A 13,324-nucleotide genomic window follows, 5' to 3' on the forward strand; every position below is an offset into this window, starting at 1 on the left:
GATCGTGGCGCCGCCGAGAGCAGCGTCACATCCCTCGGGCGCGTCGGGAATGGCTGATATCCCCCCGCCCATCTCACCTCGCGGCATAGCGTCGGAGCAGACCGGATACCCCGCGTCTGGGCGTGACGCCACAAGGGCAGAGACCGTACTTCCTTCTACGTCGCGCAATGGCGCGCGACAGGAGCCAGAGGACAATGCAGACCAAGCTGGACGAAGCAAAGGCCGAGCTGCTCGATCGGGCCGCCCGGGTAGCTGAGAACAGCCCGGTCGGGGGGCACCTACCGACTGGGGCGACGGACGACGGCATTCCCGACCGGGACGCCGTGCTCGCGTTCCTCCGGCGTTACTACCTGCACACCGCCCCGGAGGACCTGGGCGACCGAGACCCGGTCGACGTCTTCGGAGCCGCCTACTCCCACTACCGGCTGGCCGAAACCCGACCACAGGGCACGGCCAACGTACGGGTGCACACCCCGACGGTCGAGGAGAACGGCTGGACGTGCAGCCACTCCGTCGTCGAGGTGGTGACCGACGACATGCCCTTCCTGGTCGACTCCGTCACCAACGAGCTGACCCGGCAGGGACGCGGCATCCATGTGGTGATCCACCCGCAGATCGTGGTCCGCCGCGATGTCACGGGCCGGCTCATCGAGGTGCTGCCCGCCTCGCCCGGCGACGACCTTCCGCACGACGCGCACATCGAGTCCTGGATCCATGTGGAGACGGACCGCGAGACCGACCGCGCCGATCTCAAGCAGATCACCGCCGATCTGCTCCGGGTCCTGTCCGACGTCCGCGAGGCCGTCGAGGACTGGGGCAAGATGCGCGACGCGGCCGACCGGCTCGCCGACGAGCTGCCCAAGGAACCCGCGCCCGGCGATCTGAACGAGCAGGACATCGAGGAGGCCCGCGAGCTGCTGCGCTGGCTGGCCGCCGACCACTTCACGTTCCTCGGCTTCCGCGAGTACGAGCTGCGCGACGACGACTCCCTCGCCGCCGTCCCCGGCACCGGCCTCGGCATCCTGCGCGCCGACCCGCAGCACGCCACGGACGAGGCCCATCCGGTCAGCCCGTCCTTCGAGCGGCTGCCGGCCGACGCACGCGCGAAGGCGCGCGAGCACAAGCTGCTGGTGCTGACCAAGGCCAACAGCCGCGCCACCGTGCACCGGCCGTCGTATCTCGACTACATCGGCGTCAAGAAGTTCGACGCGGACGGCAACGTGGTGGGGGAGCGGCGCTTCCTCGGGCTGTTCTCGTCCGCCGCGTACACCGAGTCGGTGCGGCGGGTGCCGGTCATCCGGCGCAAGGTGCAGGAGGTGCTGCGCCGGGCCGGGTTCTCGCCCAACAGCCACGACGGCCGCGACCTGCTCCAGATCATGGAGACGTACCCGCGCGACGAGCTGTTCCAGACGCCCATCGACGAGCTCCAGTCCATCGTCACCTCGGTGCTGTACCTCCAGGAGCGGCGCCGGCTGCGGCTGTACCTGCGCCAGGACGAGTACGGGCGCTACTACTCGGCGCTGGTCTACCTCCCGCGCGACCGCTACACCACCGGCGTCCGGCTGCGGATCATCGACATCCTCAAGGAGGAACTCGACGGCATCAGCGTCGACTTCACCGCGTGGAACACCGAGTCGATCCTGTCCCGGCTGCACTTCGTGGTCCGCGTCCCGCAGGGCACCGAGCTGCCCGAGCTGTCCGACGCCGACAAGGAGCGCATCGAGGCCCGCCTGGTGGAGGCCGCGCGCTCCTGGGCGGACGGCTTCGCGGAGGCGCTCAACGCCGAGTGCGGCGAGGAGCGCGCGGCCGAGATGCTGCGCAAGTACGGCAACTCGTTCCCCGAGGGCTTCAAGGCCGACCACACCCCGCGCGCGGCCGTCGCCGACCTGGTGAACGTGGAGCGGCTGACCGAGGAGAACAACTTCGCGCTCAGCCTCTACGAGCCGGTGGGCGCCGCCCCCGAGGAGCGCCGCTTCAAGATCTACCGCAAGGGCGACGCGATCTCCCTGTCCGCGGTGCTGCCGGTGCTCAACCGGCTCGGCGTCGAGGTCGTCGACGAGCGGCCCTACGAGCTGCGCTGCTCCGACCGCAGCATCGCCTGGATCTACGACTTCGGCCTGCGTATGCCGAAGTTCAAGAACGGCGACTTCCTCGGCGACGACGCCCGCGAGCGGGTCCAGGAGGCGTTCGCCGCGACCTGGACCGGCAAGGCGGAGAACGACGGCTTCAACGCGCTGGTGCTGAGCGCCGGGCTCAACTGGCGCCAGGCGATGGTGCTGCGGGCGTACGCCAAGTACCTGCGCCAGGCGGGCTCCACGTTCAGCCAGGACTACATGGAGGACACCCTCCGCAACAACGTCCACACCACACGGCTGCTCGTCTCGCTGTTCGAGGCGCGGATGTCGCCGGACCGGCAGCGCGCCGGGCACGAGATCGTGGACGCCCTGCTCGAAGAGGTCGACGCGGCCCTCGACCAGGTCGCCAGCCTCGACGAGGACCGGATCCTGCGGTCCTTCCTCACCGTCATCAAGGCGACCCTGCGCACCAACTTCTTCCAGGAGGCGGTCGGCGGCAAGGCGCACGACTACGTCTCCATGAAGTTCGACCCGCAGGCCATCCCGGACCTCCCCGCGCCCCGCCCGGCGTTCGAGATCTGGGTGTACTCGCCGCGCGTGGAGGGTGTGCACCTGCGCTTCGGCAAGGTCGCGCGCGGTGGTCTGCGCTGGTCGGACCGGCGCGAGGACTTCCGTACGGAGATCCTCGGCCTGGTCAAGGCGCAGATGGTGAAGAACACGGTGATCGTGCCGGTCGGCGCCAAGGGCGGCTTCGTCGCCAAGCAGCTGCCCGACCCGAGTGCGGACCGCGACGCATGGCTGGCGGAGGGTGTCGCGAGCTACAAGACCTTCATCTCGGCGCTGCTCGACATCACCGACAACATGGTGGCCGGCGAGGTCGTCCCGCCCGCCGACGTCGTCCGGCACGACGAGGACGACACCTACCTCGTGGTCGCCGCCGACAAGGGCACGGCGACCTTCTCCGACATCGCCAACGACGTCGCGAACAGCTACAACTTCTGGCTCGGCGACGCCTTCGCCTCCGGCGGCAGCGCGGGCTACGACCACAAGGGCATGGGCATCACCGCGCGCGGCGCCTGGGAGTCCGTCAAGCGGCACTTCCGCGAGCTGGGTGTGGACACGCAGAGCGAGGACTTCACGGTCGTCGGCATCGGCGACATGTCCGGTGACGTGTTCGGCAACGGCATGCTGCTCAGCGAGCACATCCGGCTGGTCGCGGCCTTCGACCACCGGCACATCTTCATCGACCCCAACCCGGACGCGGCGACCTCGTACGCGGAGCGCCGCCGGCTGTTCGAGCTGCCGCGCTCCAGCTGGGCCGACTACAACACCGAGCTGCTCTCGGCCGGCGGCGGCGTCTTCCCGCGTTCGGCCAAGGCCATTCCGGTCAACGCCCACATCCGCGAGGCCCTCGGCATCGAGGAGAAGGTCGCCAAGATGACCCCCGCGGACCTCATGCGGGCCATCTTCAAGTCGCCGGTCGACCTGCTGTGGAACGGCGGCATCGGTACGTACGTCAAGGCGGCCACCGAGTCGCACGCCGACGTCGGCGACAAGGCCAACGACGCGATCCGCGTCGACGGCGCCGACCTGCGGGTCAAGGTGGTCGGTGAGGGCGGCAACCTGGGCCTGACCCAGTTGGGCCGGATCGAGTTCGCACGGGCCGGCGGCAAGATCAACACCGACGCGATCGACAACAGCGCGGGTGTGGACACCTCCGACCACGAGGTGAACATCAAGATCCTGCTCAACGCCGTCGTCGCTGAGGGCGACATGACGGTCAAGCAGCGCAACAAGCTGCTCGCCGAGATGACCGACGAGGTCGGCCACCTGGTGCTGCGCAACAACTACGCGCAGAACACGGCCATCGGCAACGCCCTCGCGCAGTCCAAGGACATGCTCAACGCCCAGCAGCGCTACATGCGCCACCTGGTCCGTGAGAAGCGCCTCGACCGGGCGCTGGAGTTCCTGCCGACCGACCGCCAGATCCGTGAACGCCTCGGCTCCGGCGACGGCCTGACCGGCCCGGAGACGGCCGTGCTGCTGGCGTACACGAAGATCACAGTCGCCGAGGACCTGCTGCACACCTCGCTGCCCGACGACCCGTATCTGCGCGGGCTGCTCTACGCGTACTTCCCGGCCGCGCTGCGCGAGAAGTTCGCCGAGCACATCGACAACCACCCGCTGCGCCGCGAGATCACCACGACCGTGCTGGTCAACGACACGGTCAACACGGGCGGTACGACGTATCTGCACCGGCTGCGCGAGGAGACCGGCGCCTCGCTGGAGGAGATCGTGCGGGCGCAGACCGCGGCGCGCGCGATCTTCCGCTCGGCGCCGGTGTGGGACGCGGTGGAGAGCCTCGACAACACGGTCGACGCGGGTGTGCAGACCCGGATCCGGCTGCACTCGCGCCGGCTCGTCGAGCGCGGCACGCGCTGGCTGCTCAACAACCGGCCGCAGCCGCTGGAGCTCGCCGAGACCGTCGAGTTCTTCGCCGACCGGGTGGAGCAGGTCTGGGCGCAGTTGCCGACGCTGGTGCGCGGCGCGGACCTGGACTGGTACCAGCGGATCTTCGACGAGCTGACCGCCGCCGGCGTGCCGGAGGGTCCTGCCACGCGGGTGGCCGGGTTCTCGTCCGCGTTCCCGACGATGGACATCGTGTCGGTGGCCGACCGGATGGGCAAGGAGCCGCTGCACGTCGCCGAGGTGTACTACGACCTCGCCGACCGGCTGCGGATCACCCAGCTCATGGACCGGATCAGCGAGCTGCCGCGCGCGGACCGCTGGCAGTCCATGGCCCGTGCCGCGATCCGCGAGGACCTGTACGCGGCGCACGCCGCGGTGACCGCGGACGTCCTCGCGGTGGGCAACGGCTCCTCGACACCCGAGCAGCGGTTCAAGCTGTGGGAGCAGAAGAACATGGCGCTGCTGGGCCGGGCGCGCACGACACTTGAGGAGATCCAGAGCTCCGAGACGTTCGATCTGGCCAACCTTTCGGTGGCGATGCGCACGATGCGGACGCTCCTGCGGTCGCACGGCTAGCGGTAGTACCGGCGGGCAGTACCGCCGGGCAGTACGAAGACGGAGGCGCCCCGGGCCGTGTGGCTCGGGGCGCCTTTGTCTGCCGCCGGGGAGGAGGCGGCGTTCAGGAGGGCTGCGGCACCTTGGCGTCCGCGGGCTCGGCGTCCGCGGGCTGCGGCACTGGAGGCTGGGCGGCTGTGGTGGTGGCCGCCTTGGGCTTCGGCTTCGGCTTGGTGGTGGTCTTGTCGCCGGTGAACGCCTCGTACTCCTTCAGTACGTCGTCCGTCGGCCCGTCCATGCGCAGTTCGCCGCGCTCCAGCCACAGCACTCGGTCGCAGGTGTCGCGGATGGACTTGTTGTTGTGGCTGACGAGGAACACCGTGCCCGCGTGCTTGCGCAGTTCGCGGATGCGGGCCTCGGAGCGCTTCTGGAAGGAGCGGTCACCCGTGGCGAGGGCCTCGTCGATGAGCAGGACGTCGTGGTCCTTGGCGGCGGCGATGGAGAACCGCAGCCGGGCCGCCATGCCGGAGGAGTACGTCCGCATCGGGAGGGTGATGAAGTCGCCCTTCTCGTTGATGCCGGAGAACTCGACGATCTCGTCGTAGCGTTCGCGGACCTGTTCGCGGGACATGCCCATGGCGAGGCCGCCGAGGTGGACGTTGCGCTCGCCGGTGAGGTCGTTCATCAGGGCCGCGTTGACGCCGAGCAGGGAGGGCTGGCCGCCCGTGTAGATCCTGCCGTTCTCCACGGGGAGCAGACCGGCGACCGCCTTGAGCAGGGTCGACTTGCCGGAACCGTTGGTGCCGATCAGGCCGATGGCCTCGCCCTTGTACGCGACGAAGGAGACGTCACGCACGGCGTGCACGGTCCGGACCCCGGCCGCCTTCTCGGTCTGCTTGCGGCGCAGGATGCGGTTGAGCGCGGCGGTGGCGGAACCCCGGCCGGAACCGGTGCCGTTGACGCGGTAGACGATGTCGACGCGGTCGGCGACGACGGTGGGGATGGTCTCGTTCGGGTGATCAGCCACGGCCGTACGTCTCCTCAGCCTTCCAGAAGTAGATGAAGCCGCCGACTCCGGCGAGCAGCGCCCAGCCCGTCGCCAGTGCCCAGACGTGCGGGGGCAGCTGGCTCGCGTGGAAGCTGTCGATGAGGGCGAAGCGCATCAGGTCGATGTAGATGGCGGCGGGGTTCGCCTGAAGGGCGGTGCCCACCCAGGACGGCAGACTGTTGTGCGAGCTGAGCAGGTGGTCGAGGCTCCACATCACGCCGGACATGTACATCCAGGTGCGCAGCACGAACGGCATCAGCTGGGCGATGTCCGGGGTCTTGGCGCCCACCCGCGCCATGATCATGGAGACGCCCGCGTTGAAGGTGAACTGAAGGACCAGCGCCGGGATCGCCAGCAGCCAGGAGACGGCCGGCGGCACGCCGAACGCGAGCAGGATGACGACCAGCGCGGCCATGGAGAACAGCAGCTGCTGGAGCTGCTGGAGGCAGAACGAGATCGGCAGCGCGGCACGCGGGAAGTGCAGGGCGCGGACCAGGCCGAGGTTGCCGGAGATCGCGCGGGTGCCCGCGAGGATCGAGCTCTGTGTGAAGGTCCAGATGAAGACGCCGGTGACCAGGAACGGGATGTAGTCCGGGACACCCCGCTTGGTCTGGAGCAGCACGCCGAAGATGAAGTAGTACACGGCCGCGTTCAGCAGCGGTGTCATGACCTGCCAGACCTGTCCGAGCTTCGCCTGGCTGTACTGGGCGGTGAGCTTGGCGGTGGAGAAGGCGCCGATGAAGTGGCGGCGCGCCCACAGCCCGCGGACGTACTCGGGCAGCGTCGGGCGGGCGCCGCTGACGGTGAGGCCGTGGCGCGCGGCGAGTGCCGAGAGGTCTTCTTCGGCGGGGGGCGCGGCCTTGGTCAAGGGCGGTGTGTCGAGGACCTGGCTCACATCCGCTGCTTTCGCTCGGAGGGTGGGGGCGCGGCGTCCGGCCCGCGACGTTTCCTTACGCGTCTCTTTACGTACTCTTACGTCGGGACGGGACCGTATCGTCGTAACGCGAGCGTAGGCCCAATCGTCGTCGGAACGCAACCGTATCGTCGTAACGCCCCTATGCTGGACGGCATGACGACCAACACCGACGGACCACAGACGCGACCGCGCCGCCGGGCCCCGGCGGGGGCGGCCGTACTGCGTGAGGACGTGACCGAGGCGATCAGGGCCGCCGTGTTCGAGGAGCTCGCCGCCGTGGGGTACGCGCGGATGTCCATCGAGGGCATCGCGCGGCGGGCGGGGGTCGGCAAGACGGCGGTGTACCGGCGGTGGCGGTCGAAGCTGCATCTGGTGCTCGACGTGGTGTCGGCGATCGCCGTGCAGGGGTTGCCGGCGCCGGACACGGGGTCCCTGGAGGGGGATCTGCGGCTGCTCTACGAGGTCACGTCACGTGCCCTGCGGCATCCCATCGCCTCGCAGATCATTCCTGACCTTCAGGCCGAGGCCGCGCGGAATCCCGAGATCGCGGAGGCCATGCAGAAGGCTCTGCGGGACGGGCAGGAGGGGGTGGCGAGTGTGATCGTCGCGGCGGCCGAGCGGAGGGGGGAGGTGCGGGCGGGGGTTGATGACGAGTTGGCGCTCGACCTGATCTCCGGGCCGTTGTACTGGCGGGTGGTGGTGGTTCGTGGGCCGAAGCTGCCGAAGGGGTATCTGGGGGCGTTGTCGCGGGCTACGGCGGCGGCGCTCAAGGCGTTGTGACGCGGGGCGTTGTTGGGTGCGAGTGCGAGTGCGAGGGCGGGTGCGTTGTGGCTTGTCGCGCAGTTCCCCGCGCCCCTTTGGGGGCGTGCCCCGGTTGTCGGGTGCGGGTGTCGTGTGGTTTGTCGCGCAGTTCCCCGGGCCCCTGAGAGCGTTTCCTGGGGCCGTGTTTTGTTGTGCCCCCAGCGCGTGTTAGTTGTCCACCGCCGCGTCCAGTTGGGCTGTCAGGGTGTCCAGGCGGGTGCGTAGGTCGTTGATTTCGGCGATGTCGAAGCCTGTCGCGGTGGCGATGCGGGGCGGCACCTGGAGGGCCTGTTCGCGCAGGGCGCGGCCCTGTTCCGTCAGCCGTACCTCCACGGACCGCTCGTCACGGGCGCTGCGCTCCCGGCGTACCAGACCCGCGGCCTCCAGCCGCTTGAGCAGCGGCGAGAGCGTGCCGGAGTCCAGGCGGAGCTGCTCGCCGAGCTGCTTCACGGGAAGTTCGTCGCGCTCCCAGAGCACCAGCATCACCAGGTACTGCGGGTAGGTGATGCCGAGGTCCTTGAGGATCACGCGGTAGAGGCTGTTGAAGGCGCGCGCGGCCGAGTGCAGCGAGAAGCAGATCTGGCCGTTCAGCAGGAGCCAGTTCTCCTCGGGGGCGCCGGCGGCCGGCTGCGGCGGCGTGGGAGTCGGGGTCATGGGTCCAGGGTAACCCCTGCTCGCCATTTAGTTGCGCACAATTGAATTGCGTGCTCTAATTGTCTCTGTCGGCGGCCGGACAGGCCACCGCGACAGGACTTCGAGTACGACTCCGAGCATGACTTCGAGAGGGATGGACCCCATGGACGCGATCTACACCGCAGTCGCCACCGCCACGCACGGCCGCGACGGCCGCGCAGTCTCCTCCGACGGCAAGGTCGACGTGAAGCTGGCCCCGCCGGTGGAGCTGGGTGGCAACGGCGAGGGCACCAACCCCGAGCAGCTCTTCGCCGCCGGTTACGCCGCCTGCTTCGGCAGCGCCCTCGGCGTCGTCGGCCGCCAGTCCAAGGTCGACGTCAGCGACGCTGCCGTCACCGCCGAGGTCGGCATCGGCAAGCAGGGCGAGGGCTTCGCCCTCAAGGTCACCCTCCGCGTCGAGCTCCCCGACCACGTGGACCAGGCCACCGGCCAGAAGCTCGTCGAGGCCGCCCACCAGGTCTGCCCCTACTCCAACGCCACCCGCGGCAACATCCCCGTCGAGCTCGTCGTCGAGTAGTCCCACCACTCACGCCCCGCCGGCTCGGCCGGTGACCCGCGCCAGTACCTCCCCCGTCCGCCCGCTCCACGCCACGACCACCGCCTCCTCCGGTACCGTGCGCCGGCCCGTCAGCACCAGCCAGCGCACCCGGTACCGGTGGACGACGGCGGCGCGGTCCGCGCGGGTCGAGCCGGGGGAGAGGTACGCGCGGACGTCCGCGACCCGCCGCAGCCGCTCGGCCTCCTCCAGCGCCGGGTCCGGTACGGCGGGCGCCACCACGTCGATCCCGTGTCCGGCCAGACCGTGCACGGTGTCCCCGCCCTCGGCGAGCACCACGTCCCCCCGCCCGATGTGCTGCGCCGCCCACGCGTACGACGGTCCGCGCGGCGCCTGCGGAAAACCGACCGGATCCAGTGAGCGCGGCACCACCGCCCCGGCCTGCACGGTGAGGAACCCCGCGCACGCCCCGGCCACGGCCACCGCACCCAGCGCCCGCCGCCAGGACGGCCAGGGCCGCGGCGCCGCCAGCTCCACGGCGAGCGCGAACCACAGCGGCACCAGCGCGAGCCCGACCACATCGCCGTACGAGCCGCCGCCCCAACCGCCGTACGCCAGCAGCGCGCACCCCGGCACCGCCATCACCACCAGCGGATCCCGCCAGGCGCTGCGCCGCGCCCGCAGCCACAACGCCGGCAACCCCGTCAGCAGCGCCAGCCAGTACTGACCGAGTGTCGGTCCGGGCGCGGGCCGCCGTTCCGTACCGAAGGCCGCGAACACCTCGTAGTACGGCCAGCTCCACGCCACGACGGCCGCCGTCACGGCGGCCAGGCCCCAGCGGAGGAGTACGGCCGGTCGGCAGCCGGCGACCAGTGCCGCCGCCCCGGCGAACGCGCCCACCGCGACGAACGGATCGACGAGCAGGATCACCCCGTACACCGCGCCCAGCGCCACGTACCCGGCGGGACCCGGCAGTCCGCTCGGTCCCACGAACCGCACCCGCCCCGCTCCCGGGCGGACCCGCTCCCCGGTGACTCCCCACACCCACAGCGTGAGCCCCACCGCGAACAGCCACGGCCCGCCCATGCCGGTCGTCAGCGGAAGCAGCCCGAGCGAGCCGTCTCCACGGACCGGCCGGGTCCCCCACAGCAGGGTCGTCGCGCCCAGCGCGAGCACCGGCGCCCACGGGCGGGGGCTCAGCATGCGGGCGAAGCGGCCGACGCCCGCCAGCAGGACCAGCAGGTTCAGCGGACCGGCGAGCCGGACCACCTCCCAGCCACCCAGCCCGGTCAGCCGCGCGAAGAGCGCCTGCGCGAGGGCGTACGGCGAGTAGTACGGGCTGCCCGCGCCCGGCAGGTCGGCCGTCGGATGGCGCGGGTGCGCCAGGTCGGTGGCGAGGCGTTCGACGACCGCCGCGTCCAGCCCGGCGTCGCAGCACAGCGGCACCCGCCAGTACGCGAGCGACATCACCAGCCAGAACAGCAGGCCACAGGCCTGGTACGGGGTGGGGCGCCACATCCGGCCGCCGCGCAGGGCGGTCGCGCCGCGGACGGAACGCCCGGCGAGGACCGGAGCGTTCACCGGGCGGACGGGAGGAGTGGGGGAAGCGGGAGAGACGGGGGAGACGGGGGACACGGGGGAGACGGGGGAGGCCGACGCATTCGCCGTATGTTCCCGGCCGGGTCAACGGACTGACGTCGGATCACCACATCGAGTGAGCCCGTTCGCCCCGGGTCCCGCCCCGCCCGCCCGGCCCAGTCGGCCCGGTCAGCCCGGTCGGCCCGTCGGGCGCCAGGTGGACGGCCGGGTCGGCGTGGGCCGCGAGGTGCTGCGGATCATGCGGGCTCCCGAGAGCGAGGGGTCAGTGACGGCTGTCGGCGGGGGTCAGCGGTGCGGCGGGGCGCGGCACCGAGGCGTGCGGCGTCCGGTCCGAGGACTCCGCCGCCGACGGGACCGGATGCCGGCCCTCCACCGGGACGACCGGCGGCAGCCCCGACGCATTGTCCGTCTGACCGAGCACCACATGGCGTACGACCCGCTCGGCGGCGCGTCCGTCGTCGTACGGGCAGAAGCGTTCGCGGAACGCCGCGCGCAACTGGGCCGAGCGGGAGCCGCGCCAGTGGCCGGTGCCGAAGATGTCGATCAGCTCGTCCTCGTTGCGCGAGACCGCGCCCGGCGGGAAGGCCCGCAGGTCGAAGTAGGTGCCGCGGGCCGCCTCGTACGCCGCCCGGTCGTCGGCGTGGATCACGATCGGCCGGTCCAGGCCCGCGTAGTCGAACATCAGTGACCCGTAGTCGGTGACCAGGGCGTCCGAGGCCAGGCAGAGCGACTGGACGTTGGGATGGTCGGTGACGTCGATGATCCGGCCCGGGACGGTCCTCGCGAGCGGGCCGCCGTGGCGGTGGTGGGCGCGGGCCAGCACCACGAAGCGCGGGCCGAGCCGGCGCACCAGCCGCTCCAGGTCCAGGGCGGGGCGCTGGGTGCGGCGGTAGTCGCGGTGGGTCGGCGCGTACAGGATCGCGATCGCGCCGCGCGGTACGCCGAGCGACTCGCGCAGCCGGGCCACGTCCGCCGAGGTCGCCTGCTGGAAGACGTCGTTGCGCGGGCGGCCGTACTCCAGCGTGGTGTAGCTGCCCGGGTGGACGCGCTCCCAGGTGAGGGTGGAGTGACGGTTGCCGGAGACGACGTAGTCCCACTGGTCGACGGCGCGCAGTTGCCGGCCGAAGTCGATGCCGCGGGCCGCCGCCGGGCGCTCCAGCAGGTCCAGGCCGGTGTGGCGCAGCGGGGTGCCGCGGTGGGTCTGTACGACGGTCTGGCCGGGGCGTTTGACCAGGCGGGGGTCCAGATCGCCGTTGACGACGAGGTACTTGGAGCGGGCCAGCGCGGTCCAGTATCCGGCCGAGTCCGGTACGAGGCGGCGCGGGCCCGGCGGGACGGTGTGCTGGTGCTCGGGGCGGGCGATCCACGCGGTGCGGAGGTGCGGGGCGTGGGTGCGGAAGGCGGCCTCCAGGGCGGCCGGGTTGCAGCCGTGGCCGTTCACCGCGGTGAACACCGCCCGGTCCCGCAGCGGCAGCCGCCGCTGGACGCCGTAGTGCAGCCGAAGGGTGGTGGTGCGCAGGGCGCTTGCCATACGGCCCGCGAGTCTTGCCGTACGACGGCACGCGGCCACGGTCGTGCGCAGTGCGCGCAGGGTGCGGTGCACGCCGAAGCGGACCAGGGCGCGGCGCGGCGACAGGGCGCCGGGACCGCGATGGCGGCGGCAGCAGTCGCGGGCCCGGCGCAGGAACTCGGCGTGCGCGCGGCGCGGCAGCCGGGCCGCCTCCGCGCCGAGCCGGTCGAGCATGCGCCGGTACAACACCGGCTGCCATGCGGCCAGTCCGGGGTGCGCGGCGAGAAACGCGAAGACCCTGTCGTACTGATCGAAAAGCCCCTGCGGCGCGTGCTTACGCGCGTGGCGGTGCTCCCTGCGGTGGACGCAGACACGGTCCAGGGTCGCCAGGGTCTCGGCGGTGAGGAGGGCCTCGTACGCCCAGGCCAGGTCCGTGGGTGCGGCGAGGGCCGCGTGTTCGACGGCCTCGCGGCGGTACGCCTTGTCCCCTGCGTCCAGCGGCAGTTCGAGCAGTTCCGGGCGGTCGGTGAGGGCGAAGGGCACCGGGCCGCGCTCACCGAGCCGGCCCCCGTCCCGCGCGCGTACCGGCTCGCCGGTCCAGTCGACGCGGGCGTGGCCGAAGGCCAGGACGTCCGGTTCGCCGGTCTCCTTCAGACGGTCGGCGATCGTGCGCAGCGCGTCCGGGGCGAGGGTGTCGTCGCCGTCGAGGAAGAGCAGGTAGTCGCCGGTCGCCCGCTCCAGACCGGCGGCGCGGGCACCGCCGGGGCCGGTGTGCTCGGGCAGCCGGACGGGGAGGACGCGCGGGTCGGCGGCCGCGAACTCGTCGGCGATCTCCCCGCACGCGTCCGGCGATCTGTCGTCGACCACGATCAGTTCGAGATCGGCGTACGACTGCGAGAGCACCGACCGGAGGCACTCGTGCAGGTACGCCTGAACCTGGTACGCGGGGACGATGACACTGAACCTGGGCAAGGGGACATCCATGGGTCGGCTGGGTCGGCGCGGGGCGGTCCGGCCCGGCAACGGTCGAGTCGGCGCGGGCGTTCTGCCCGGCAACGGTCCGCGGAACCGGCCGGTTACGGCGTGTACGGCATACGGGGGAAAGAGAGGGGGCGGGCCGCTGCCGGCCCGCCCCAACGCCGTTGGACAACGGCTCACTTGA

At 71.4% G+C, this 13,324-nt stretch carries 8 protein-coding genes; 3 read left to right on the forward strand and 5 right to left on the reverse strand.

Translation table 11 applies throughout. The features are described from left to right. Positions 1–194 precede the first annotated feature (194 nt). The gene (locus tag ACIQAC_RS23785) at positions 195–5,120 is read left to right on the forward strand and encodes an NAD-glutamate dehydrogenase (protein WP_402193983.1); all 4,926 of its coding nucleotides are present in this window, start codon (positions 195–197) and stop codon (positions 5,118–5,120) included. Between the two features lie 103 nt (positions 5,121–5,223). Here ACIQAC_RS23785 and ACIQAC_RS23790 read toward each other — a convergent pair whose 3' ends face one another. After that, positions 5,224–6,126: an ABC transporter ATP-binding protein gene (locus ACIQAC_RS23790; protein WP_402193984.1), complete on the reverse strand. Its 903-nt coding sequence runs from the start codon at positions 6,124–6,126 to the stop codon at positions 5,224–5,226. Continuing rightward, entirely contained in the window at positions 6,119–7,042 is a 924-nt protein-coding gene (locus tag ACIQAC_RS23795; RefSeq protein WP_402193985.1) for an ABC transporter permease, read from the reverse strand. Before ACIQAC_RS23795 ends, ACIQAC_RS23790 begins: the two co-directional genes overlap by 8 nt. 162 nt (positions 7,043–7,204) lie before the next feature. Here ACIQAC_RS23795 and ACIQAC_RS23800 point away from each other — a divergent pair, with 162 nt between their 5' ends. Continuing rightward, positions 7,205–7,843, forward strand: coding sequence for a TetR/AcrR family transcriptional regulator (locus tag ACIQAC_RS23800; RefSeq protein WP_402193987.1), 639 nt, complete (start codon positions 7,205–7,207; stop codon positions 7,841–7,843). Between the two features lie 189 nt (positions 7,844–8,032). Here the strand turns inward: ACIQAC_RS23800 and ACIQAC_RS23805 are convergent, their stop codons facing one another. Next, positions 8,033–8,518 carry a MarR family winged helix-turn-helix transcriptional regulator gene (locus ACIQAC_RS23805; RefSeq protein ID WP_402193988.1) on the reverse strand — a complete coding sequence of 162 codons (486 nt, stop codon included), beginning with the start codon at positions 8,516–8,518 and terminating at the stop codon, positions 8,033–8,035. A 142-nt stretch (positions 8,519–8,660) separates the two neighbouring features. On the opposite strand from ACIQAC_RS23805, the gene ACIQAC_RS23810 reads away from it, so the two are divergent. Continuing rightward, positions 8,661–9,074: an organic hydroperoxide resistance protein gene (locus ACIQAC_RS23810; RefSeq protein ID WP_402194457.1), complete on the forward strand. Its 414-nt coding sequence runs from the start codon at positions 8,661–8,663 to the stop codon at positions 9,072–9,074. Positions 9,075–9,083: 9 nt separating this feature from the next. Here the strand turns inward: ACIQAC_RS23810 and ACIQAC_RS23815 are convergent, their stop codons facing one another. After that, positions 9,084–10,634 (reverse strand): hypothetical protein, encoded by a 1,551-nt coding sequence (locus ACIQAC_RS23815; protein ID WP_402193989.1) that lies wholly within the window; start codon positions 10,632–10,634, stop codon positions 9,084–9,086. Between the two features lie 280 nt (positions 10,635–10,914). Next, positions 10,915–13,134: a CDP-glycerol glycerophosphotransferase family protein gene (locus tag ACIQAC_RS23820; RefSeq protein WP_402193990.1), complete on the reverse strand. Its 2,220-nt coding sequence runs from the start codon at positions 13,132–13,134 to the stop codon at positions 10,915–10,917. Positions 13,135–13,324: the final 190 nt, after the last annotated feature.

This window comes from Streptomyces sp. NPDC088387, assembly GCF_044753385.1.
Lineage (GTDB): Bacteria > Actinomycetota > Actinomycetes > Streptomycetales > Streptomycetaceae > Streptomyces.

Excerpts from the sequence above, each read along its gene's own strand:
- ACIQAC_RS23800 (WP_402193987.1), top strand. The coding sequence starts at position 7,205 with ATGCTGGACGGCATGACGACCAACACCGACGGACCACAGACGCGACCG.
- ACIQAC_RS23805 (WP_402193988.1), bottom strand. The coding sequence starts at position 8,518 with ATGACCCCGACTCCCACGCCGCCGCAGCCGGCCGCCGGCGCCCCCGAG.
- ACIQAC_RS23785 (WP_402193983.1), top strand. The coding sequence starts at position 195 with ATGCAGACCAAGCTGGACGAAGCAAAGGCCGAGCTGCTCGATCGGGCC.
- ACIQAC_RS23810 (WP_402194457.1), top strand. The coding sequence starts at position 8,661 with ATGGACGCGATCTACACCGCAGTCGCCACCGCCACGCACGGCCGCGAC.